Consider the following 21,518-nt stretch of genomic DNA (forward strand, 5'->3'; position numbering starts at 1 on the left):
GCACGTGGGTCAGCCCACGTGCCGTTCTGCGTCAGCGGGCGCGAACGGGTAGTCGAGCCAGCGATCGCGGTTGGTCCAGCCGACGAGGTCGTAGCGCCAGCGGAACGGCCAGGTGTGGGCGACCGTGTTGAACAGGACAGCGCCGAGCGCGGTGTAGTCGTCGTGGGCCGACAGCAGCGCCCGCTGACCGCGTTCGGACTCGGTGAAGAACGCCTCGAACATCGCGATCGACTGGTCGGTGGTGAGCCTGCCCAGCCCCCACAGGCCACGCATCCGCATCCAGTACACCGCACGCGCCTGCCACGGCCACAGCGCCGCGATCGGGTCATGGCCCTGCTGTACCGCGTCGACAGCGGTATCGATCAGGGCGAGCGAGTCGGCCACGGAGTAGCCGGTGCACGGGTGCATCATCCCGCCGCGCGACCCGAACGGGACCGCCACCGCGGTGCCCTTCTTCGGCGGCGGCTGATCGAGGGGGTAGTGCGCGGCCTCGTGCGGCTCGTCGCCGGTGAGCCGGATGCCGTGCGCGGCGAGCCTGCTCAGGGTCCGTTTGCGTAGTTCGTGCTGCGGCATCCCGCCGCGTAGGCCGAGGCTGGTCTCCTCGAAGATCACCCTCCCGTCGCCGAGCGGCACCGCGTACAGGAACGACGGCGGCTCGTCCGGCCTCGCGCCGTTTTCCGGCCGCCAGTCCAGCAGCAGGCCCTCACCGTCGGCGACCATCGGCGCCGCGGTTTCCGCGTCGACGAAGATCCCGTGCGCTGACGCCGCCCTGCGCTTGCCCAGCGTCGGCAGACCCCGCGTATCGAAGACCGTCGCCGCCGAGATCACCGTCCCTCCCGCGAGCTCCACCTCGTGCTGCTCGACCCGCACCGCCCGATCGGTGAACACGGTCGCGTCGTCGAGCGCCAGCGCCGCGTGCAACCCCGCCTTGGACAGCACGCAGTACGGCCGCTGGATTCGATGCTCGGTCTTCGTCCACACCGTCGGCGCCGCGATCCGCTGCGCGATCGCACTCTCCGGCAACCACGCGGGCAGCTCGTCCACCCAGCACGAGAACGTCGGCGGGAACAACCGCTCCGGCCGCGGATCCACCGCCGCCACCCGCAACCCGGCTACCGCAGCGCGATGCGCCAACCCCCGTCCGGTCGGCCCCAACCCGACCACACAGATATCGAATTCCCGCGCAACGCTCACGCCCGCATTCAAGCCGCTGCCCGCACCCCCGCGCAACCAACCGCACTGTGACGTTTCCGGCGCGACCTGCTATTCCTCCAAGGCCAGGGCCTGGCGCATTGTCAGGCGGCCTTGGTTCGCATGAGGGAGCGGCGGTAGATCTTCTCGGCGACGATGACGATGCCGTAGGTGGCCACGGCCATCAGGGCCAGAGCCAGGAAGGGTTCCCACCAGGCGGCGGTGCCTTCGGCGAGGCGGCTCGGCATGGCGACGATGGAAGTGATCGGGATGTAGGAGGCGATCACGCGGCCGGTCCCGTCGAGGAAGATGCAGGCGAACAGCACGATCATGATGAGCATCGACAGGGGAGTGGCGGTGGACTGGAGGTCTTCGCTGCGGGTGGCCGGTGATCCGGCGACTGCCCATAGGCTGGCCAGCGCCAGGAAGCCGACGAGGAAGAAGACGATGAACCAGCCCGCGGCCCCGGCGATCTGGCCCAGCTGAGCACCCTTTCCGGTGGCCGCCAAGCCGTCCAGTCCGGCACCGACGAACAGCGCCAGCTGCGCGAACGCCAGCACCGTATTGCCCGCCACCTTGCCGATCAGCAACTGCCGCAGCGGCATTGCGCTGGCCAAGATCTCGACGATGCGATTCTGCTTCTCCTCCACCACGCTCTGCGCGATGGACATCCCGAACAGCACCGACGCCAGATAGAACAGGAACGCGAAGACGAACGCAACGATCTTGCTCAAACCGGGATCGACCGCACCCTTTTCGAGCAGCTCGTAATTCACCGCCGCCCCACGGCCCAGCTCGTCGAGCGAGACCCCGGCCTCGGCGGCATTGCGCTGCAACGCGATCTGCTGTGCGGCGGCGGTGATGTAGCTGGTTGCGTCGTCGTCGTTCTCCGAAGTCTTCCCGATGAGTTGCCATCCGGTGGGGTCGGCGGGAACGAGGCCCACTTCGACCGCATCGTCGCGCACCAGCTGTTCGACAGTGGTCCGGTCGGCGACGACCTGCGCGGTGAAGGTGGTGTGGTGTCGGCGGCGGAGGCCAGGCCGTTCGCCGTCTCGATCACCACCGCGGCCTCCGGCCCCGCGATCGCGACGTCGACCTTGTCGGGCCTGCTGCCGAGGAACCCGCTCACCGCCAGCGACGCGACGATCGCCACGACCGTCACCACCGTGGAGAGGACGAAGCTCGTCGACCGACCCCTGCCCGTTACCGGCGGCGCGGGTGCCTATCCGCGAGGTGCGACGAGCGCTGCCGGACCGATCAGGACGGAGGTATCCGCCAGCTGGATGCGGGTGGGACGCGATGCCTCAGCGACGAGTTCGTAGTGCTCGCCGATCAGTGTGCAGGCACTGACCGAGACCGGTGTTTCGAGATCGACGAGCCAATAGTTCGCGATGCCCGCCTCGGCGTACTCCGCGAACTTCGTGACCCGATCGGTGCGCCGGGTACCGGGAGAAAGGACCTCGACGACGAGCGTGACCTCATCCGGGGGCCAGCGCGCAACCGCCTCCGAGAGCGCGGGTACGACACAGAGGTCGGGAACCCGCACTGTCGCAGGCGGTCTGGGGTCTACGACCACTTCGACTTTGCCGAGTGGTTCGAGTTCCTGGGGGAGCTGTCGCTCGAGCTGCCACGCAACAGCTCGCTACCGACAGCTTTGCCGAGGTCAGCGCGGCGTGACCCAGGTGGTGATGTCGGCGTGCACGACCTCGATGCCGTCCTTGTCGTAGATCGACACGGGCACCACCAGTTCCGTGCCCTCGGTGATCGCGGCGAAGTCGGGGATCTCGTCCAGTTTCGCCACCGCGCGCAGCCCGGACTCGGCCTTGCTCAGGTACTGCACGTTCATGGCCTTGGGAATCCAGCGGTGGGTGGTGGGGACGGTGGCCTCGCTGAGCATGCCCATCGCGACCTCGGCCAGATTGCAGGCCGCGATCGCGTGGAAGGTGCCCAGATGGTTGTGGATGCCGAACCACTTCGGCGAGGTCACCTCGCAGACGCCGGGCTCGAGCCGCACCACCTGTGGCAGCACCGTGCCGAAGTAGGGGACCCGCGCGACCATGCCGAGCGAGAACAGCGCGTGCCCGATGCGGTTGTCGGGCAGTTTCTTCCAGCCGCGGTACGTGGCCGTTTCCTGTGTCATGCCCTTATCTTACTCAAAAGTAAGATAGCGCGTAACCCTCCGCCGACCAGGGCGAGCGTCACGCCAGCTACCATGGTCCGGCACAGCCCAGCCGGCGGTGCGGTCCAGGTAGATGCCCCTATGGGGGCGTGATCGATACCTCATGACCCCCGATTTGAAGAGCGTCGTCGGCATGGTGCATACTGTTCGGGTTGCCTTGCACAGGATTGTCTTCTCTTCGGAGTGGGCGAGGTGGAGTGAGGCGAGCAGTAGTTTGTATCCCGCCGCTTCGGTGGTGTGGATACGTTCGGGACCACGTTCCCGGCCAGTGGTGAGTAGGTGACCAGGGCTGGAGAATGAGCGAAAGGGCGACACGCCCGACCGCGTGGACCGGAGAACCATGACAGATGAACAGCGGCGAGGACTGGGCGGTGCCCGGTGGCGTTCTGGCGTCTTTCGTGTGTTCGGGCTGTGCAAATGAGGGTGGTGCAGGAGCCAGCTCCTGTGACCACGAAGGAAAGCGGAGAAAAGGACACTTAGCGTGGCGGGACAAAAGATCCGCATCAGGCTCAAGGCCTATGACCACGAGGCGATCGACGCGTCTGCGCGCAAGATCGTGGAGACGGTGACCCGCACTGGCGCCCGTGTGGTCGGGCCTGTGCCGTTGCCCACCGAGAAGAACGTGTACTGCGTCATCCGTTCGCCGCACAAGTACAAGGACTCGCGCGAACACTTCGAGATGCGTACGCACAAGCGCCTCATCGACATCCTCGACCCGACGCCGAAGACGGTCGACGCGCTCATGCGCATCGACCTGCCGGCCAGCGTCGACGTCAACATTCAGTGACGGGGACTCGAGATATGACTGACAACAAGAACCGGCCCGCAGCCGGCATCCTGGGCACCAAGCTCGGCATGACCCAGGTCTTCGACGAGAAGAACCGCGTCGTCCCGGTCACCGTCATCAAGGCGGGCCCGAACGTGGTCACCCAGATCCGCACCGTGGAGCGCGACGGCTACTCGGCCGTCCAGATCGCTTTCGGCGCCATCGACCCGCGCAAGGTGAACAAGCCGACTTCCGGCCAGTTCGCCAAGGCCGGTGTCACCCCGCGCCGCCACGTCACCGAGATCCGCGTCGCGGATGCCTCCACCTTCGAGGTCGGCCAGGAGCTCTCCGCCGACGTCTTCGAAGAGGGCACCTACGTCGACGTGACCGGAATCAGCAAGGGCAAGGGCTTCGCAGGCACCATGAAGCGTCACGGCTTCAAGGGCCAGGGCGCCTCGCACGGTGCGCAGGCTGTGCACCGTCGCCCGGGTTCCATCGGTGGCTGCGCCACTCCCGGCCGCGTGTTCAAGGGCATGCGCATGTCGGGCCGTATGGGTAACGACCGCGTCACCACGCAGAACCTCTCGGTTCACAAGGTCGACGCCGAGAACGGCCTGCTCCTGGTCAAGGGTGCCATCCCTGGCCGCAAGGGCAACGTCGTGATCGTCAAGAGCGCCGTGAAGGGTGGTGCGCACGCATGACCAGCCTCGACAAGAAGGCCAACCTGACGCTGACCGTTAAGGCTGCAGGCGGCAAGACCGAAGGCACCGTCGACCTCCCCGCGGAGATCTTCGACGTGACCGCCAACGTCGCGCTGATGCACCAGGTCGTCATCGCGCAGCTGGCCGCCGCTCGCCAGGGCACCCACGCCACGAAGACTCGTGGTCAGGTCTCCGGTGGTGGCAAGAAGCCGTACCGCCAGAAGGGCACCGGCCGCGCCCGCCAGGGTTCGACCCGTGCGCCGCAGTTCGCCGGCGGTGGCACCGTCCACGGCCCGCAGCCGCGTGACTACAGCCAGCGGACCCCCAAGAAGATGAAGGCCGCCGCCCTGCGTGGCGCCCTGTCCGACCGGGCCCGCAACGAGCGCATCCACGTGATCACCGAGCTGGTCGCGGGTCAGACCCCGTCGACCAAGGCCGCCAAGAGCTTCCTGTCCGAGCTGTCGGACCGCAAGAAGTTCCTGGTCGTCGTCGGTCGCGAGGACGTCGCCGCGTGGAAGAGCGTGGCGAACCTGCAGAACGTGCTGCCGATCGCCCCGGATCAACTCAACACCTACGACGTCCTCAACAGCGACGAACTGGTGTTCAGCGTCGAGGCCCTGAACGCGTTCGTTCACGGTCCCGCCGAGGCGGCCCAGGAGGAGAGCAAGTGAGCACCATCGCCGACCCCCGCGACATCCTGCTCGCACCGGTCATCTCGGAGAAGTCCTACGGACTGATCGAGGAAGGCACCTACACCTTCCTGGTGCACCCGGATTCGAACAAGACGCAGATCAAGATTGCCGTCGAGAAGGTTTTCGGCGTCAAGGTCACCAGCGTCAACACCGCCAACCGTCAGGGCAAGCGCAAGCGGACCCGCTTCGGTTACGGCAAGCGCAAGGACACCAAGCGCGCGCTCGTGACCATCTCGGCCGACAGCAAGCCCATCGAGATCTTCGGAGGACCGGTCGCGTAAGCGGCTGGCGATCCAGAAAGCAGAGAAGAACTCATGGCAATCCGTAAATACAAGCCGACTACGCCGGGCCGTCGTGGCTCCAGCGTCTCGGACTTCGCCGAGATCACCCGGTCGACGCCGGAGAAGTCGCTGCTGCGCCCGCTCACCAAGTCCGGTGGTCGTAACGCGCACGGTCGCATCACCACGCGTCACCGCGGTGGCGGTCACAAGCGTGCCTACCGTGTCATCGACTTCCGTCGACTGGACAAGGACGGCATCCCGGCCAAGGTCGCTCACATCGAGTACGACCCCAACCGCACCGCCAACATCGCACTGCTGCACTTTGCCGACGGCGAGAAGCGCTACATCATCGCGCCGAAGGGCATCCAGCAGGGCAGCCCGATCGAGTCCGGCCCCACGGCCGACATCAAGCCGGGCAACAACCTGCCGCTGCGCAACATCCCGACCGGTACCACGATCCACAACGTGGAGCTGCGTCCGGGCGGCGGCGCCAAGATGGCCCGTGCCGCAGGCATGAGCATTCAGCTGCTGGGCAAGGAAGGGCCGTACGCGACCCTGCGTATGCCCTCCGGTGAAATCCGCCGTGTCGACGTGCGCTGCCGCGCCACCGTCGGCGAGGTCGGCAACGCCGAGCAGTCGAACATCAACTGGGGCAAGGCCGGCCGTATGCGCTGGAAGGGCCGTCGTCCTACCGTCCGTGGTGTCGTCATGAACCCGGTCGACCACCCGCACGGTGGTGGTGAGGGTAAGACCTCCGGTGGTCGCCACCCGGTCTCCCCGTGGGGTCAGCCTGAGGGCCGCACCCGCAAGCCCAACCGCCCGAGCGACAAGCTCATCGTTCGCCGCCGCAAGACCGGCAAGAAGCGCTAAGGAGGAGGTAAGAAATGCCACGCAGCCTCAAGAAGGGCCCGTTCGTCGACGACCACCTCCTCGCGAAGGTGGACGTGCAGAACGAAAAGGGCACGAAGCAGGTCATCAAGACCTGGTCGCGTCGCTCGACCATCATCCCCGATTTCATCGGCCACACTTTCGCCGTCCACGACGGTCGCAAGCATGTCCCGGTGTTCGTGTCGGACAATATGGTCGGCCACAAGCTCGGTGAGTTCGCGCCGACCAGGACGTTCAAGAGCCACGTCAAGGACGACCGGAAGAGCAAGCGGCGATGACTGAAACCAACACCGAAACGGTTCAGAACCCGACTGCCCGCGCTACCGCTAAGCACGTGCGGGTCACCCCGATGAAGGCGCGTCGCGTCGTGGACCTGGTCCGCGGCAAGCGTGTCGAGGACGCCCTGGCGATCCTGAAGTTCGCGCCGCAGGCCGCGAGCGAGCCGGTTGCCAAGGTCGTGGCCAGTGCCGCGGCGAACGCCGAGAACAACCTCGGCCTCAACCCGGCCACCCTGGTCATCTCGACGGCTTTCGTCGACGAGGGTGCCACCATGAAGCGTTTCCAGCCGCGGGCCCAGGGCCGCGCGTTCCGGATTCGCAAGCGCACGAGCCACATCACCATCGAGGTCGAGAGCGTGCCCACCGCCGGCGCCACTCGTAGCCGCCGGAAGGGAGGGGCAAAGTAAATGGGACAGAAAATCAACCCCCATGGCTTCCGCCTCGGTATCACCACCGACTGGAAGTCGCGTTGGTACGCGGACAAGCAGTACGCGGAATACGTGAAGGAAGACGTTCAGATCCGCAAGCTCCTCGCCACCGGCATGGAGCGGGCAGGTATCTCGAAGGTCGAGATCGAGCGCACCCGTGATCGCGTCCGTGTGGATATCCACACCGCGCGTCCCGGCATCGTGATCGGTCGCCGTGGCGCGGAGGCCGACCGCATCCGCGCCGAGCTGGAGAAGCTCACCAAGAAGCAGGTTCAGCTGAACATCCTCGAGGTCAAGAACCCCGAGTCGGATGCGCAGCTGGTTGCTCAGGGTGTTGCCGAGCAGCTGTCCAACCGTGTGGCGTTCCGTCGCGCGATGCGTAAGGCCATCCAGTCGGCCATGCGTTCGCCGAACGTCAAGGGCATCCGCGTGCAGTGCTCGGGCCGCCTCGGTGGCGCCGAAATGTCGCGCTCGGAGTTCTACCGTGAGGGTCGCGTCCCGCTGCACACGCTGCGCGCGGACATCGACTACGGCCTCTACGAGGCCAAGACCACCTTCGGTCGCATCGGCGTGAAGGTCTGGATCTACAAGGGTGACATCGTCGGTGGTCGTCGTGAGCTGACCGCTGCCGCTGCTGCTCCGGAGCGCCCGCGTCGCGAGCGTCCGAGCCGCCCTCGTCGGTCCGGCGCCACCGGCACCACCGCGACCAGCACCGAGGTCGGGCGCGCCGCCACTGCAGTGGCGGAGGCTCCGGCAGAGAGTCAGGAGGGCTGACGCATGCTGATGCCCCGTAGGGTCAAGCACCGCAAGCAGCACCACCCGAGTCGTTCCGGCATGTCCAAGGGCGGCACCGCGGTGGCGTTCGGTGAGTACGGCATCCAGGCTCTCGAGCCCGCCTACGTCACCAACCGTCAGATCGAGTCGGCGCGTATCGCGATGACCCGCCACATCAAGCGTGGCGGCAAGATCTGGATCAACATCTACCCCGACCGCCCGCTCACCAAGAAGCCTGCCGAGACCCGCATGGGTTCCGGTAAGGGTTCGCCGGAGTGGTGGGTCGCGAACGTGAAGCCCGGTCGGGTCATGTTCGAGATGTCTTACCCGAACGAGGAGATCGCTCGCGAGGCCCTGCGCCGCGCGATGCACAAGCTCCCGATGAAGTGCAGGATCGTGACCAGGGAGGAGCAGTTCTGATGGCTACCGGAACACCGGCCGCAGAGCTCCGCGAGCTCAACGAAGAGGAGCTCGTCGCCCGCCTGCGTGAGTCGAAGGAAGAGCTGTTCAACCTGCGCTTCCAGATGGCGACGGGTCAGCTCGACAACAACCGACGTCTGCGCGTCGTCCGTCATGAGATCGCGCGGATCTACACGGTCATGCGTGAGCGCGAGCTCGGCCTGGCCACGGCACCCGCTGGCAAGGGAGATGCGGCATGAGCGAGAACCAGGAAGAGCGCAACAGCCGCAAGGTACGCAGCGGCTACGTCGTCTCGGACAAGATGAACAAGACGATCGTCGTCGAGCTGGAGGACCGTCACCGGCACAAGCTCTACGGCAAGATCATTCGCACCACCTCCAAGGTGAAGGCGCATGACGAGAACGAGATCGCCGGCGTCGGCGACCGCGTTCAGCTGATGGAGACCCGTCCGCTGTCGGCCACCAAGCGCTGGCGTCTGGTCGAGGTCCTGGAGAAGGCCAAGTAAGGTCCCTCCTCGATCCATCGAGATCGTTGTACGAAGGCCCGTTTCCCACTGGGAAGCGGGCCTTCGTCGTTCTCCGAGCGATCTCGTAGTGGCGTCGTGAATGAAGACCTGCCCCGATCAATCCTCCGCGAATCTGATCGCTGCCAGGCGGCTGGTCGGTGGGATGAGGCGTCCCCGGCCCCGATCGAGTCGGGGCCGGGGCGCGGTCGGTGGTCAGCCGGTGAAGGCGTACGGCTGGCGGATCTTGCGGGCGAATTCGACGATGTTGGTGACGGTGCTGCCGGAGACGCCGACCTCGGCGCCGATGCTGCGGGCCGACCAGGACTGGTCGGTGAGTTCGAGGATCTCCTCGATCTGATCGAGGGTCAGGCGCAGGGGACTGCGGTGGGCGATCTGGCGGGCCAGGGCGCGGACCTCGGTGTCGTCGTCGAAATCGTAGGCGTCGTCGGCGAGGTCGTCTTCGTCGTCGAGGTCCGGTTCGATCGGTTCGGGGGACTGCACCGGCTCCCGCTCACTCGCGGGACTCATGTCCTCGGCACTCGCCGCCTCGACCTTCGTGAGCTGCTTCTTCGGCGCAACGGCAGGCTCGGGCTGCGTGAGCTGCGGTTCCGTGGCAGGCGTCGACTCAGGTTGAGTGAGCTGCTGCTTCGCCGCGGGCGTCGGCTCAGGGCTCGGGGCCTGCTGCTGTGCGGCAGTCGCGGGCTCGAGGTCCGGGCGCTGCTGTTTCGGGGCATGTGCCGGACTGGTTGGCGGCAGCTGCTCGGGAGCGGCCTCGAGTTCGGTGACGAAGGTGAGCTGTTCGGGCTCGTCGGCCGGGGGCTGTGGATCGTTGTGCGCCACTACCGATTCGGTGGGTGCCGCGGTGTCGCCGTTGCGGTCACGGGCGACGGTGCCGGCGTGCGCCGTCGCCTCGGGAACCGGGTCGGTACCGGTGGCTTCGCCGGCAGTGGCCTGCGCGGCGGCGGTGGCCGGTATTCGCCGCAAGGTCGGGGTTGCGCCGTTGACGCGGGCGTGGTCGCTGCCGTTGCGACGGTGATCGGCCGCGGCCTTGTGGATCAGCTCCAAGGTGCCGGGCGCGGTCGCCTTGTCGGTGGACGGGCGGCGGACGCCGTGGGTGGGCTGGCCCCATCCCGTGGCTGTCTCCGGCGGGGTGTACGGCGAGCTGACCTGCGCTGCAAGGGGTTCCGAGGACGCGGTCTGCGACTCGGAGCCGGTTCCGACCGAGTCGGCAGCCGACGGTGCGGGCACGTGTGTCGGCACCGCGGTGGCGAGGTCCTCTGCTGCCGGGCGCACGGGTGCCTTCGCTGAGAGGTCAGCCGGCTGCGACATGAATTCACCTGCAGGCGAGCCTGCTTCACTCGACGCGGCAGGCTCACTGACTGCGGCGACCTCGGTGCGCACATCGGCAACCTCGGACTGTCCCGTATGACGCGCTGCCTCGGCGGTTCCCGCTACCTCGGTCTGCACCGCTGTCGGGTCGGCCTGCGCCACACGCTGGTCCGGGGCGGCGGCCTGCGCGGCTGCGGTCTGCAGAGTCGGGCCGGACGGCTGCACGACCGACGACCCGCCCACTCCCGCAATGCTGTTCGTGCTGACACGCCGAGCAGCTTCGATCTCGGCACCGGCAAGCCCCGTGACAGAAGTCTCCGACACGACCCGCTCGACAGTGGAGTAGCTCGAATCCCCCGGCAACTCCACCGAAGCACTCTCGATCAACAACGCATACCGCGCCGACACCCACGCATGCAGCCAGATCACCACACCCACCATCACCGGCGCGATCGAGTATTCGGCTGCGCGACCGAAGGATCCGGCGGCCAGGTGCGGCCCGGCGTTGAGCGCCACGGTGGTACCGAGCAATGCCAGCTCGAACACCAGCACCTTGCCACGCTCGAGCTCGCGTCCCCAGCGGGCGGCGGTGGTGGCGGCGACCATGATGGTGATGATCGGTATCGAGATCATCGCCTCGATACCGAAGCTGAGCCAGTACAGCGGATCGCTCATGTCCCCACTGGGCACGAGATTGTGCTGCACATTGACCCCGGCCCACACCATCCCGAGGACGACGACACCGATCAGTGCCCGCGAAGACCACTCCGCCCGCCGGTACAGCTGGGCGAGCCGCGCATCGGCGCTCGACACCCGCCGCCGCGCGGCCAATGCCTTGCGATGCCAGCGCGCGTCGGCTTCGTCGGTGCGGCGGATCAGCCTGCCGGTGCGCCGGTCACGCTGTTCGGCGGCGAGTTCGTCGGCGACGGCACGGCGCCGCTGTTTGCGCCGTTGCGCGCGAATCCATTCGGCGAGTTCCCGTTCGGCCCGGATCTCGGCGTCGGAGAGTGCGTCGTAGAGCGCCGTGTCGTGCTGGAGCGGGAGCTTGCCGCGCGCGGTCGCGACCTGCTGTGCGAGTGCCGTGATCTCGGTGTTCGGCGAGCTGACGGCATCCTCCATCGACCGATCGTCGGACATCTGGCGCCTTCCGGTCACTCGAACATATGGACTATCGAACATATGTGTGATTGCCAGAGAGCGTAAACGCCGTCCGCGCCGCGGTCAACGACAAGCGGGCCTTCGGAGTGGATTCAGGACAGGGTGCGCTTCTCGTAGTTCCCGCGCGCGGAGGACCCGGCGACCGCGGCGACCTGGTCGGGGACGGCGCGGCGCAGCACGATATCGCGCAGCCGTTGCGGCAGCAGACCGGCGATATGGGTCAGCGGGCCGACATAGCCCGGAATGGACACCTCGAAACGCGGCCGTTCGACCACGGCAAGTACCGCCCGCGCGACATCGGCGGGTTGCAGGAGTTTCGCGGCGCCCGTTGCCGTTCCGGCCGCCAGCTCGGTATCGACAACGCCGGGCATGATCACCGACAGCTCGACGCCCGTTCCCCGAAGTTCTTCCCGCACACCGGTGAGATAGCCGAGAACGCCGTGTTTGGTTGCGGCATAAGTGGATTCACCCGGAGGCGAGAGCCGCGACGCCGCGGACGCGATGGTGACGATATGCCCGCGCCCACGCGTACGCATCCCCGGCGCGGCCAGCCGCACCCCGCGGATCACCCCGTGCAGATTCACCGCGATCATCCGGGCCGTCGCGGTATCGGGCTCGGTGTCGAACGCGCCGACCCACATCACCCCCGCATTGTTGACCAGCACGTCGATCGGCCCGAGTAATGCCTCGGTCGCGGCGAGGAAAGTGTGGAACGACCGCTCGTCGGTGACGTCGAGTTCGCAACCGTGCACGGTGCCGGGAAGCTCCATCGCCGTCGTGCGCGCCGTCGTGCCGGACAGATCGCCGATGCAGACGCGAGCACCCGCGACGGCGAACTGCCGGGCGATCTCGCGCCCGATGCCCGCGGCGCCGCCGGTCACCGCGACAACCAGTCCGGCATGGGTGCGTTTCATCGGCAAAGCCTTTCGGTCCAGCGAGAATATCGCTTCTGACATGTCGTCATGTCAAAAATTGTGGCTTAGTATTCCACGCAGTCGCACAGAAGGACAGACTTCGATGACAGACCAGTCCGCCGATCGCCCGGCGGGTCGGCGGTACTCGGGGCGTACCCCCGCGGAGCGAATCCAACACCGCCGTACCGCACTGCTGGACGCGGCGCTAGAACTGTTCGGCACCCGGGGCTACGCCGCGGGCTCGGTGAAACAGCTGTGCGGCATCGCCGGGCTCACCGAACGCTATTTCTACGAATCGTTCCGCGACCGCGAGGCCTGCCTGGCCGCCCTCTACGACGAGACGACCGCGGGCCTGCGCGATCGCACGCTGGCCGCCCTGCGCACGGCGGGCCCAGATCTCGGTGACGTGATCACCGCGGGCCTAGCCGCGTTCATCGGCTTTCTGACTGAGGACCCGCGCCGTGCCCGGGTGGTGCTGATCGAGGTGGTCGGCGTCTCCGCGCGCATGGAGCAACGCAGGCATGGCGTACTTCGCGACTACGCCGAACTGGTCGCAGGTCTGTGGGCCACCGCACGGGCCGAGCCGCTCCCCGAGCGCAGCCGCCTGACCTGCGTCACCATCGTCGGCGGCGTCAACCACCTGCTCGTCGACTGGCTGATGGACAACCGCACCACCCACCCCGACGACCTGGTCTCGGTCTGCGCCGGCGTCTTCGCCGCCGTTCGCGCCACCGACCCGGCCCTGGCGAACGACCGCTGACTCAGCGCAGCGCCGTGTGCCAGACGATGGCGGCGGCGAGGGCGCCCGCGCCGTTGAGCGACCAGTGCAGGGCGATCGGGGCGAGCAGGCTGCCGCTGCGTCGGCGCAGCCAGGTGAAGACCACGCCCGCGGCGGCGGTGGCCGCGACGGCGAGGGTGATGCCGATGATCTGGCCGACGAGGCCGCCGCCGACGATGCCGGACAGGCCCTTGTTGCCGCTGGTCAGGCCGAGCGAGGACGCGATGTGCCAGAAACCGAACAGCAGCGATCCGGCCGCGAAGAGCCCGCGGACGCCGAGCACCCGGTCGAGGGTGCCGTGCAGGACGCCGCGGAAGGCGAGTTCTTCGGGGATCACGGTCTGCAGCGGGATGACGATCATCGACGCGATCAGCGCGCCGGAGATCGTGGCGTAGCGGTCGGCGAGGAAGAAGGGCCGGGTGATCGGCAGGATCGCGCCGATCGCGACGGCGGTGAGCACGATGCCGACCGCGCCGACCGCGTAGACCGTCCCGCGCCGCCAGTGCCGAGGGGAGAGCCCGAGTTCGGCCCAGCCGAGGCCGCGCTTGCGCATGAGCGCCAGCAGCGCGAACGCCGCGGCCGGCACGATGACGATATTGGCCCACGCGGTGGTGAAGTGCGCGATCAGATTGGTCCCGGCCAGCACGACGACGACAACGGCGATATCGATATAGGCATGCAGCTTGGGCCGTGGATCGGCGAGGGGGGCGTGTTCGGGCACCCGACCGAGTGTACGGAAGTATTGCGAAAGGGAAACGGACGCTGTGAGCTACTCGACAGCCGATCCCGACCATCCGGACAAATCCGTCCATGCCCGCAGACTGCGCCGCGTCTCGAATCGCCGCGGCTGCCCGCTGATCGGGTCGGTGAATTCCAGCGAGGCGGCCAGCAGTTGCAGCGGCCTGGTGTAATCGTCGACGGATTTGTCGGTGATCGCCGGATAGAAATCGTCACCGAGAATCGGCACGCCCAGGCTGTTCATATGCAGGCGCAGCTGATGGGTCCGGCCGGTGTGCGGCCGCAGCCGGTAGCGGCCGAGTCCGTCGCGGTGCTCGACGAGTTCCACCTCGGTCTCGGCATTGGGTTCGCCGTCCACTTCCTGCGCGGCGAGCACCTGCTTTTCCTTGATGATCCGGCTGCGCACGGTCCGCGGCAGCTCCAGCGCCGGGTCGTAGGGCGCGACGGCCTCGTACTCCTTGCGCACGGTCCGGCGATGGAACATCGTCTGATACGCCCCGCGCGCGGCCGGGTTCACCACGAACAGCACCAGCCCCGCGGTCACCCGGTCCAGCCGATGCGCCGGGATCAGGTCCGGCAGGTCGAGTTCACGGCGAAGGCGCACCAGGGCCGTCTGCAGAATGTGCTGTCCACGCGGGATCGTCGCCAGGAAATGCGGTTTGTCGACCACCAGGATGTCGTCGTCGCGATGGACGATCCCGATCTCGAACGGCACGTCCTGCTCGACCGGCAGGTCCCGGTGGAACCACACCGCCCCGCCCGGCACGAAGGGAGCGTCCGGCGCCAGCGGACCGACCAGGTCGACGATCTCGCCCGCCCGCAGCATCTCGTCGATCCGCGCCGGATCGACCCGCGGCAGCCGCTCGACGAGGTGGTCACGCACCGTCGTCCAGTGCCCGTCCTCCGGGAGCCGGAGCCGGGCTGGATCTAGGCCGTGCCGCTTGGGCAGCGGCGGCTGCTGCCTGCGTCGCATACAACACAGTGTTCACGGCCCCGGTCCGGCGCGGGCCGACGGGTTACGCGGCGCGCTTCGCCAACCCCGGGTAGTCGAGGATCAGACCGGACTCGTCGTAGTCCAGCCTGGCCCGGTAGTCGAAGAGCGAAGCGCTGTAGTCATAGCGCTGACCTGCGTCGTCGGTCATCCGCCGATAGTGCTGCGGTAACCGGATCACCGCGAGATCGGCGGCCCGCACGTAGGCCGCCGGTGCATCGGCGGCGTCGCCGACGGCCAAGTCGAGCCGGTGCACCGGCAGCGCGTTGGTGAACGCCGACGCCTCCAGATCGACATCGAGACAACCGTCGAGTTCGGGCGCGTGCACCCCGTCGACCTGCCAGCGCCCGAGCCCGTCGGACTGCAGCGTGATCGAGCGCCTGGCATCGGGATAGCGGCCGGTGATCTGCGCCGACCGCGTATGCCAGCTGCCGTCGACGCGGAGCCGATAGTCGATCGCCCAGGCGAGGCCTTCCTCGACCGCGGTCGCGCACCCTTCGACGAAAACCCCGCGATCGTCGTCGCGGAAATAGGTCACTTCGAATCCGATGCGCGCCTCGCGATGGAGCCAGGCGGCCGAGGATGGCAGCGGAGTGAACACGAGAAAACGTTAACCGGCCCGCTGATCGAGCACCATCAATTTCGCTTCGACAAGGGTATGCCGAGCCCGCCTGCGCACCCGGCACAGATCGACGCTGCATTCGAGATGAATCTGCATGGCCCGGTGTGCTTGATCGGGTGTCAGGTTTCCCGGATCGGCCTGGCAGTCCGCAATCGCCGAAATTATTGACGTGACAAACATTTTCGCTCTCCCGCCGCGCTCAGAGATTTAGAGGTAGGGAGGAAATTACGCCCGGAATGTCGAATTGCCGAGGGGGTTGACTGGCAGTTCACGCAAGCTTCCCCGGTCGGCCACGACCGCTCAACTTAGGCTAACCTACCCTTGGCACGTTTGCCGTGGACAGGTCGAGAGGGCGAGAAGTTATGACGGTGCAGGTAGCGCCGCCGCCGGGGGCGGAGTCGGGCAACCGGCCACCCAAGGCGGTCGCGAAAGCGCAGAAGCAACAGGAAGCGCAGGCGCGCAAGGAGATTCTGGCACCGGTGTCGGGGATGCTGACGGTGGCGAGCCTGCTCGTCGCCGTCGCCTCGGTCTGCACCGTCGTGCCGTTCCTGCTGATCGTGGCCGCCTGCCGGGAGCTGTCGGAATCCCCGGTCGACACCGAGCGGGTGTGGTGGCTGTTCGGCGCGGCCGTGGTGGTGCTGATCGTGCGCGCCCTGCTGCAGGCGGTGGCGCTGACCTGGTCGCACGCAGTCGACGCCGGCTACCAGCTGACCCTGCGCAGGCTGCTCGCGGACAAACTCACCCGGGTGCCGCTGGGCTGGTTCGGCGAACGCAGCTCCGGCGAGGTCAAGACCTACCTGCGCGACGACGTGGAGGCACTGCACTACCTCGTCGCCCACGCCCGGCTGGAGTTCGTCGGCGCGCTGGTGGTCCCGCTGGTCACCCTCGCTTACCTGTTCACCCTCGACTGGCGGCTCACCCTGGTGCTGCTGATCCCGCTGATCGCCTACTTCGTCCTGTTCGGCAAGATCATGGACCGCGACGGCCGCGACCGCCTCGCCGTCTACACCCGCTGGGAAAGACGCACCTCCGAGGCCACCATCGAATTCGTCGACGGCATCCAGGTCGTGCGGGCGTTCGGCCAGGCGGGCAAGGCGCACACCGAGTTCCAGAGCGCGGTCGACGGTCAGGTGCAGGCGGCGCGTCGGATGAAGATGCCGATCATCCGCGTGCAGTCGGCCTCAGACATCGTGGTCATGCCGGTCTTCGTGATGCTGATCGTGGTCGTCGGCGGGCTCGCCTTCGTCGGCCTCGACTGGGTGAACCCCCTCGACCTGCTGCCGTTCCTGCTGGTCGGCCTGGGTATCGGCAGCTCGCTGCTCGGCCTCGGCTACGGTTCGCAGGCGCTGCGGGCCGGCGGCGCCGCGGCGCTGCGCCTGCACGAACTGCAGCAGACCCCGGAGCTGGATACCGCGCCGACGACGAGCACCGGCCCGGCGAGCCAGGCGGGTGTCGTCCGCTTCGACGGCGTCGAATTCGCCTACCGCACCGGCCATGACGTGCTGCGCGGCGTCGATCTCGAACTGCACCCCGGCACCATCACCGCGCTGGTCGGCCCGAGCGGCTCCGGCAAGTCCACCCTGGCCAAACTGCTGCCCCGCTTCTACGACGTCGGCGCGGGCCGGATCACCATCGACGGCCGCGATATTCGCGAGTTCACCAGCGAAGATCTCTACCGCACCGTCGGTTTCGTGTTCCAGGATGTGCGCCTGATCCGCGGCTCGATCCGGGAGAACCTGCTGCTCGCGCGCCCGGACGCCGACGACGCCGCCATCGAACGGGCGAGCAGGGCCGCCCAGATCCACGACCGGATCATGGCGCTGCCGCGCGGCTACGACTCCGAGATCGGCGTCGACGCCTCGCTGTCCGGCGGTGAGGCGCAGCGCCTCTCGATCGCCCGCGCGCTGCTGGCCGACACCCCGGTGCTCGTCCTCGACGAGGCCACCGCCTTCGCCGACCCCGAATCCGAGGCCGCGGTCCAGGACGCGCTGGCCGCGCTCGTCGCCGGCCGCACCGTGCTGGTGATCGCGCACCGGCTGCACACCATCACCGGCGTCGACCGAATCCTGGTGCTGGAGAACGGAACGCTCGTCGAACAGGGCACGCACACCGAGTTGCGCGCCGCCGGTGGGCTGTATCAGCGGCTGTGGGAGATCAACGAGGCCGCGCTCGGCACGCTCGCCCTGGTGGAGGAAACACGATGATTCGCAAGGTTTTCCGCCTCGTTCCCGCGGAGTTCGCTCCGCTGATCCCGCGCTTGCTCGCCGCCATCGTGGTGCAGGCGCTGTGCCAGGCCATCGCGTATCTACTGCTGGTTCCGGTGCTGGAAGCGCTGTTCGGTGACGACCTGAGCGGCGCCTGGCTGTGGGCGCTCGGCATGGCCGTGGCCGTGGCCGGTGTGGTCGTCTTCGGTTACCTGCAGGCCGTCATCGGCCTGCGGATCGGTCTCGGCATGCAGCGTGGCCTGCAAACTCGCCTCGGCGACCAGCTGAACGCGTTGCCGCTGGGCTGGTTCGAGGACCGCGACGCAGGCCCGCTCTCGCGGGTCATGGTCGAGCAGGTCCGCGAGATGCAGGGCCTGATCGCCTACCTGCTCACCAAGGTGCTCACCGGCATCATCGTGCCGCTGGTCGTCGCGATCGGGATGCTGTTCATCGACTGGCGGATCGGGCTGGCCATGCTGCTCGCCGCGCCGGTGCTCTACCTGGTCAACAATCTCGCCAACCGCGCCTACACCGGCGCCGACGCGCGGTTGCACACCGCCGCGGCCGAAGCCGATTCGCGGGTGGTGGAATTCGCGCAGGCGCAGCCGGTGCTGCGCGCGTTCGGTGCGGTCGGCGCCGGCAACAAGGCGCTGGACGCCGCGCTGGTCGGTCAACGTTCGGCGGTGCGGAAGATGATGGTCGCGACCGTGCCCGGTCTGATCGTCTTCGCGCTGTTCGTCCAGGCGGTGTTCCTGGTGCTGGCCTACATCGCGGTGGTCCAGGTGACCGACGGCGCGATCTCGGCCGCCGCGGCGATCGCGCTGATCGCGGTCAGCTCGCGCTTCATCGAGCCGGTGAACCAGGCCGCCCAGCTCGGCGCGGCCCTGCGCTCGGCCGCCGCGGCCGCCGACCGGATCACCGATCTGCTCGCGGAGAAGCCGCTGCCGACGCCCACCGAACCGGTGACGCCCGGTGCGCCCGCCGTGGTCTTCGACGAGGTGAGCTTCGGCTACCGCCCCGGCGAACCCGTGCTGTCGGACCTGACCTTCACCGTCCCGGCGGGCACCACCACGGCCATCGTCGGCCCCAGCGGTGCGGGCAAGACCACCCTGCTGCGGCTGGCCGCCCGCTTCTACGACGTGGACTCCGGCGCGGTCTCGGTCGGCGAACACGATGTGCGCGAACAGCCTTCGGACACCCTGCTCGACCAGCTCTCGCTGGTCTTCCAGAACGTCTATCTGTTCAACCGCTCGGTCGCCGACAACATCCGCATCGGCAAGCCCGACGCCACCGACGCCGAACTCGACCGCGCGGCCGTCGCCGCCAGGGTCGACGAGATCGTCGACCGGCTGCCCGACGGTTTCGACACCACGGTCGGCGAGGGCGGCGCGTCGCTGTCCGGCGGTGAACGCCAGCGCGTGTCGATTGCCCGTGCCCTGCTCAAGGACGCCCCGATCGTCCTGCTCGACGAGGCGACCAGCGCGCTCGACCCGCACAGCGAGGCCGTGGTTGTTCGTGGCATCCACGAACTGACCAGGGACAAGACGGTGCTGGTGGTCGCTCATCGGCTGTCCACCATCGCCCACGCCGACCAGATCCTGTTCCTCGACAACGGCCGCATCGCCGAACGCGGCACCCATCAGGAACTGCTGGATCTCGACGGCCGCTACGCCGCGTTCTGGAACGAACGCGAGCGCGCGACCGGCTGGCGGCTCGAGCCCGTCTCCGCCTGATCCGCGACGAACAGGGCCGCCTCGCCGACACGGCGAGGCGGCCCTGTTTCATGTAATCAGAAGCCGCGCAGGCGATCCGGGGTGATGTGGATCGTGACCGAGTAGGTCTTGTAGAACTCGGCCTCCGACATCTTGATCTCGGCGAAGCCCTGGGTGTACTTGCGCGAATAGTCGGCGACCACGTCCTCGCTCACCGCCTCGCCGATCCGGGCCGTGCCGGTGAACACGACCACCTCGCCACCGGAGGCGGTGCTGTTGAAGTTCAGCGAGACCCGCGGGTTGCGCGCGAGATGCCGCAATCGCTTCGCCGTCGACTCGGTATAGATCAGGAAGGTTCCGTCCTGCCACAGGAACCACACGGGATTCGGCTGCGGTGTATCGCCCGCGCCGATCGTGGTCAGCCAGATGACGTGCTCGTCGGCCAGCCGCTTGGCGACCGCGGCACCGAAGGGTGTGCTTTCATCGAGAACGGACACGGGCGTACTCCTCGCGAGTGGTGGTTTCCGTACTGCGTTCCGCCGTCCACCATGACCGAAATCACCCCTGCGCGCCACCCGCCTCGCTAGCGTCGCAGCGGGCCGCCCGTGACCCCGGAATGGCCGGTGGCGGCACGGTCCACCTCACCGTGTCGGCCCAGCAGGAACGGCGTCAGGATGTCGTTGGTGGCGCGTTGTGTGTTCGCTGCGCCCCTCGACCCGCCGACCAGCCGGGTGACCACGAAACGCACTGGCGCGGCCAGGAATTGGGGCACATCGGTGAAGCTGTAATGGTTGGCCTTGCTGAACTCGTACCGGAAACCGGTTGCCTGCAACCGTTCCAGCAGACTGCGATTCCCGTCGAGGTAGCGCTGGGAGTGGCCGGTCTCGCCATGATCGCTCTCCAGCAACAGGACCGGCCGGTTCAGCGCGCGCTCGGGGAGGTCGCCGTAGAGGGTGCCGTCGAGATTGGCCGCGGCGGTGAATCGTTGGTCGGCGGACAGGGCAGCCAATGCGGCGGCGCCGCCGAGGGAATGTCCGATCACGGTGAGATGCGCGGAGTCGACCCTGTTCTCGAGCGGTCCGAGGGTTTCCGGGCGGGCCAACTGATCGAGGACGAATCGCAAATCGGCCGTGCGGGTTTCGAGCCGTTCGGTTATGAGTCGGAGGGCGTCGGGGTCGTCGGCGGCGATGTTCTCGACGGTCGTGGCGATGGTGCCGTCGGCGAGCTCGGTCACGGCCGACTCATAGGGATGGTCGACGGCGAGGACGATGAAACCGCGGCTGGCCAGGTCGGCGATCAGTCCGGAGTAGAAGGCGCGCGGCGCGCCGTAGCCGGGGGAGAACAGCACCACCGGCCAGCGGTCCCTGTCCGGCGACACCGGAACATCGGCCGTCGCGTTGGTGTCGATGCTGAGGTCCGACAGCAAGAAGCCCGGAATCGCGGACACCCGCGACGGCAGCTGGTCCTGTCCGTCGAGGTACACCCACTGCCGGCCGGACTCGATCTCGGTCGGATACCACGCCTGGACAACGACATTGCGCCGATCATCGGCCGCGGTCGCGGGCTCGGGCCGCTGCTCGTCGACCCACCGGAAGATCTCCGACCCGACCGCGTAGGGCCCGGTGGGTTCGGGCAGTTCCGGGGAGGGCGGAACCGCCCACGGCAGGATCGACACCACGGCGAGCACGCCGATCCCGGCGCGGAACCACGCCCGGCGGCGCGTCCCGGCGGTATCGGTCACCACGAACGCGAACATCAGCACGATCAGCGCGTAGAGCGGCCACCAGTGCCAATTGCCTTCGAGCACCCACAGCAGCAGACTGCCGATGATCAGCACCGGCAGAGCGAACGGTGCCACCCGCCTGCCGATCCGGGGCGCCGCGACCAGGGCGATCGCGAGCGCCACGGTGGAAACCAGCAATACGGCATCGATGACAGACACGGGCGCTCGATTCGACTGTTCGGCTCG

At 67.8% G+C, this 21,518-nt stretch carries 25 protein-coding genes; 14 read left to right on the plus strand and 11 right to left on the minus strand.

Annotated elements, in window-relative coordinates; genetic code table 11:
* Positions 1–9: 9 nt before the first annotated feature.
* The 4 genes from IEY60_RS19670 to IEY60_RS19685 form a co-directional block, all read right to left on the minus strand.
* Positions 10–1,194, minus strand: a complete 1,185-nt coding sequence (locus IEY60_RS19670; protein WP_189030366.1) for a lycopene cyclase family protein — start codon at positions 1,192–1,194, stop codon at positions 10–12.
* A gap of 101 nt (positions 1,195–1,295) precedes the next feature.
* Positions 1,296–2,156 carry an ABC transporter permease gene (locus IEY60_RS19675; protein ID WP_229739969.1) on the minus strand — a complete coding sequence of 287 codons (861 nt, stop codon included), beginning with the start codon at positions 2,154–2,156 and terminating at the stop codon, positions 1,296–1,298.
* Positions 2,157–2,413: 257 nt separating this feature from the next.
* Positions 2,414–2,767 (minus strand): Uma2 family endonuclease, encoded by a 354-nt coding sequence (locus tag IEY60_RS19680; RefSeq protein ID WP_189030367.1) that lies wholly within the window; start codon positions 2,765–2,767, stop codon positions 2,414–2,416.
* Positions 2,768–2,854: 87 nt separating this feature from the next.
* The gene (locus IEY60_RS19685; RefSeq protein WP_189030369.1) at positions 2,855–3,331 is read right to left on the minus strand and encodes a hotdog fold domain-containing protein; all 477 of its coding nucleotides are present in this window, start codon (positions 3,329–3,331) and stop codon (positions 2,855–2,857) included.
* Positions 3,332–3,851: 520 nt separating this feature from the next.
* Between IEY60_RS19685 and rpsJ the strand changes: the two genes are divergently transcribed.
* Genes rpsJ through rpsQ form a run of 11 tightly spaced genes read left to right on the plus strand, consistent with a single transcriptional unit; the run spans position 3,852 to position 9,103 of the window.
* Entirely contained in the window at positions 3,852–4,157 is a 306-nt protein-coding gene (gene rpsJ, locus IEY60_RS19690; protein WP_003938093.1) for a 30S ribosomal protein S10, read from the plus strand.
* Positions 4,158–4,171: 14 nt separating this feature from the next.
* Positions 4,172–4,837: a 50S ribosomal protein L3 gene (rplC, locus tag IEY60_RS19695; RefSeq protein ID WP_019045016.1), complete on the plus strand. Its 666-nt coding sequence runs from the start codon at positions 4,172–4,174 to the stop codon at positions 4,835–4,837.
* Positions 4,834–5,508 carry a 50S ribosomal protein L4 gene (gene rplD / locus IEY60_RS19700; protein WP_189030371.1) on the plus strand — a complete coding sequence of 225 codons (675 nt, stop codon included), beginning with the start codon at positions 4,834–4,836 and terminating at the stop codon, positions 5,506–5,508. The genes rplC and rplD overlap by 4 nt, the downstream gene beginning before the upstream one ends.
* Positions 5,505–5,810: a 50S ribosomal protein L23 gene (gene rplW, locus IEY60_RS19705; RefSeq protein WP_019045018.1), complete on the plus strand. Its 306-nt coding sequence runs from the start codon at positions 5,505–5,507 to the stop codon at positions 5,808–5,810. The genes rplD and rplW overlap by 4 nt, the downstream gene beginning before the upstream one ends.
* Positions 5,811–5,843: 33 nt before the next feature.
* On the plus strand, positions 5,844–6,680 hold the full coding sequence (rplB, locus tag IEY60_RS19710; protein WP_019045019.1) for a 50S ribosomal protein L2: 837 nt from the start codon (positions 5,844–5,846) through the stop codon (positions 6,678–6,680).
* Positions 6,681–6,694: 14 nt separating this feature from the next.
* On the plus strand, positions 6,695–6,976 hold the full coding sequence (gene rpsS, locus IEY60_RS19715; RefSeq protein WP_019045020.1) for a 30S ribosomal protein S19: 282 nt from the start codon (positions 6,695–6,697) through the stop codon (positions 6,974–6,976).
* Positions 6,973–7,383, plus strand: coding sequence for a 50S ribosomal protein L22 (gene rplV / locus IEY60_RS19720; protein ID WP_189030373.1), 411 nt, complete (start codon positions 6,973–6,975; stop codon positions 7,381–7,383). The genes rpsS and rplV overlap by 4 nt, the downstream gene beginning before the upstream one ends.
* Complete coding sequence (rpsC, locus tag IEY60_RS19725) at positions 7,384–8,178, plus strand: 30S ribosomal protein S3 (protein ID WP_067982377.1); 795 nt, start codon at positions 7,384–7,386, stop codon at positions 8,176–8,178.
* A gap of 3 nt (positions 8,179–8,181) precedes the next feature.
* A complete protein-coding gene (gene rplP, locus IEY60_RS19730) occupies positions 8,182–8,598 on the plus strand; it encodes a 50S ribosomal protein L16 (protein WP_019045023.1) in 417 nt (138 codons plus the stop codon).
* Positions 8,598–8,837 carry a 50S ribosomal protein L29 gene (gene rpmC, locus IEY60_RS19735; protein ID WP_071926410.1) on the plus strand — a complete coding sequence of 80 codons (240 nt, stop codon included), beginning with the start codon at positions 8,598–8,600 and terminating at the stop codon, positions 8,835–8,837. Before rplP ends, rpmC begins: the two co-directional genes overlap by 1 nt.
* Positions 8,834–9,103, plus strand: coding sequence for a 30S ribosomal protein S17 (gene rpsQ / locus IEY60_RS19740; protein ID WP_189030375.1), 270 nt, complete (start codon positions 8,834–8,836; stop codon positions 9,101–9,103). The genes rpmC and rpsQ overlap by 4 nt, the downstream gene beginning before the upstream one ends.
* 213 nt (positions 9,104–9,316) lie before the next feature.
* Here the strand turns inward: rpsQ and IEY60_RS19745 are convergent, their stop codons facing one another.
* Entirely contained in the window at positions 9,317–11,569 is a 2,253-nt protein-coding gene (locus IEY60_RS19745) for a helix-turn-helix domain-containing protein (protein ID WP_189030377.1), read from the minus strand.
* A 113-nt stretch (positions 11,570–11,682) separates the two neighbouring features.
* Positions 11,683–12,504, minus strand: a complete 822-nt coding sequence (locus tag IEY60_RS19750) for an SDR family oxidoreductase (RefSeq protein WP_189030379.1) — start codon at positions 12,502–12,504, stop codon at positions 11,683–11,685.
* Between the two features lie 103 nt (positions 12,505–12,607).
* Here IEY60_RS19750 and IEY60_RS19755 point away from each other — a divergent pair, with 103 nt between their 5' ends.
* Positions 12,608–13,264 (plus strand): TetR/AcrR family transcriptional regulator, encoded by a 657-nt coding sequence (locus IEY60_RS19755; protein WP_189030380.1) that lies wholly within the window; start codon positions 12,608–12,610, stop codon positions 13,262–13,264.
* 1 nt (position 13,265) lies between these two features.
* On the opposite strand, the gene IEY60_RS19760 is transcribed toward IEY60_RS19755, so the two are convergent.
* Genes IEY60_RS19760 through IEY60_RS19770 form a run of 3 tightly spaced genes read right to left on the minus strand, consistent with a single transcriptional unit; the run spans position 13,266 to position 15,612 of the window.
* Entirely contained in the window at positions 13,266–14,003 is a 738-nt protein-coding gene (locus IEY60_RS19760) for a CPBP family intramembrane glutamic endopeptidase (protein WP_189030381.1), read from the minus strand.
* Positions 14,004–14,051: 48 nt separating this feature from the next.
* Positions 14,052–14,993 carry an RluA family pseudouridine synthase gene (locus IEY60_RS19765; RefSeq protein WP_189030382.1) on the minus strand — a complete coding sequence of 314 codons (942 nt, stop codon included), beginning with the start codon at positions 14,991–14,993 and terminating at the stop codon, positions 14,052–14,054.
* Positions 14,994–15,036: 43 nt separating this feature from the next.
* The gene (locus IEY60_RS19770) at positions 15,037–15,612 is read right to left on the minus strand and encodes a putative glycolipid-binding domain-containing protein (protein ID WP_189030383.1); all 576 of its coding nucleotides are present in this window, start codon (positions 15,610–15,612) and stop codon (positions 15,037–15,039) included.
* A 383-nt stretch (positions 15,613–15,995) separates the two neighbouring features.
* On the opposite strand from IEY60_RS19770, the gene IEY60_RS19775 reads away from it, so the two are divergent.
* Both IEY60_RS19775 and IEY60_RS19780 read left to right on the plus strand, forming a co-directional pair.
* Positions 15,996–17,837 carry an ABC transporter ATP-binding protein gene (locus IEY60_RS19775; protein WP_189030384.1) on the plus strand — a complete coding sequence of 614 codons (1,842 nt, stop codon included), beginning with the start codon at positions 15,996–15,998 and terminating at the stop codon, positions 17,835–17,837.
* On the plus strand, positions 17,834–19,570 hold the full coding sequence (locus tag IEY60_RS19780; protein WP_189030386.1) for an ABC transporter ATP-binding protein: 1,737 nt from the start codon (positions 17,834–17,836) through the stop codon (positions 19,568–19,570). The genes IEY60_RS19775 and IEY60_RS19780 overlap by 4 nt, the downstream gene beginning before the upstream one ends.
* Before the next feature lie 56 nt (positions 19,571–19,626).
* Here the strand turns inward: IEY60_RS19780 and IEY60_RS19785 are convergent, their stop codons facing one another.
* Positions 19,627–20,046 carry a TIGR03667 family PPOX class F420-dependent oxidoreductase gene (locus tag IEY60_RS19785; RefSeq protein ID WP_189030388.1) on the minus strand — a complete coding sequence of 140 codons (420 nt, stop codon included), beginning with the start codon at positions 20,044–20,046 and terminating at the stop codon, positions 19,627–19,629.
* A gap of 86 nt (positions 20,047–20,132) precedes the next feature.
* Positions 20,133–21,491, minus strand: coding sequence for an alpha/beta hydrolase family protein (locus IEY60_RS19790; RefSeq protein WP_189030390.1), 1,359 nt, complete (start codon positions 21,489–21,491; stop codon positions 20,133–20,135).
* Positions 21,492–21,518: the final 27 nt, after the last annotated feature.

The organism is Nocardia rhizosphaerihabitans (assembly GCF_014646295.1).
GTDB classification, from domain to species: domain Bacteria; phylum Actinomycetota; class Actinomycetes; order Mycobacteriales; family Mycobacteriaceae; genus Nocardia; species Nocardia rhizosphaerihabitans.

Bases quoted from the DNA above. Each gene is read 5' to 3' on its own strand.
- IEY60_RS19685 (WP_189030369.1), bottom strand. From the start codon at position 3,331: ATGACACAGGAAACGGCCACGTACCGCGGCTGGAAGAAACTGCCCGAC.
- rplC (WP_019045016.1), top strand. From the start codon at position 4,172: ATGACTGACAACAAGAACCGGCCCGCAGCCGGCATCCTGGGCACCAAG.
- rplD (WP_189030371.1), top strand. From the start codon at position 4,834: ATGACCAGCCTCGACAAGAAGGCCAACCTGACGCTGACCGTTAAGGCT.
- rplB (WP_019045019.1), top strand. From the start codon at position 5,844: ATGGCAATCCGTAAATACAAGCCGACTACGCCGGGCCGTCGTGGCTCC.
- rpsS (WP_019045020.1), top strand. From the start codon at position 6,695: ATGCCACGCAGCCTCAAGAAGGGCCCGTTCGTCGACGACCACCTCCTC.
- rplV (WP_189030373.1), top strand. From the start codon at position 6,973: ATGACTGAAACCAACACCGAAACGGTTCAGAACCCGACTGCCCGCGCT.
- rpsC (WP_067982377.1), top strand. From the start codon at position 7,384: ATGGGACAGAAAATCAACCCCCATGGCTTCCGCCTCGGTATCACCACC.
- rplP (WP_019045023.1), top strand. From the start codon at position 8,182: ATGCTGATGCCCCGTAGGGTCAAGCACCGCAAGCAGCACCACCCGAGT.
- rpmC (WP_071926410.1), top strand. From the start codon at position 8,598: ATGGCTACCGGAACACCGGCCGCAGAGCTCCGCGAGCTCAACGAAGAG.
- rpsQ (WP_189030375.1), top strand. From the start codon at position 8,834: ATGAGCGAGAACCAGGAAGAGCGCAACAGCCGCAAGGTACGCAGCGGC.
- IEY60_RS19745 (WP_189030377.1), bottom strand. From the start codon at position 11,569: ATGTCCGACGATCGGTCGATGGAGGATGCCGTCAGCTCGCCGAACACC.
- IEY60_RS19750 (WP_189030379.1), bottom strand. From the start codon at position 12,504: ATGAAACGCACCCATGCCGGACTGGTTGTCGCGGTGACCGGCGGCGCC.
- IEY60_RS19755 (WP_189030380.1), top strand. From the start codon at position 12,608: ATGACAGACCAGTCCGCCGATCGCCCGGCGGGTCGGCGGTACTCGGGG.
- IEY60_RS19765 (WP_189030382.1), bottom strand. From the start codon at position 14,993: ATGCGACGCAGGCAGCAGCCGCCGCTGCCCAAGCGGCACGGCCTAGAT.
- IEY60_RS19775 (WP_189030384.1), top strand. From the start codon at position 15,996: ATGACGGTGCAGGTAGCGCCGCCGCCGGGGGCGGAGTCGGGCAACCGG.
- IEY60_RS19780 (WP_189030386.1), top strand. From the start codon at position 17,834: ATGATTCGCAAGGTTTTCCGCCTCGTTCCCGCGGAGTTCGCTCCGCTG.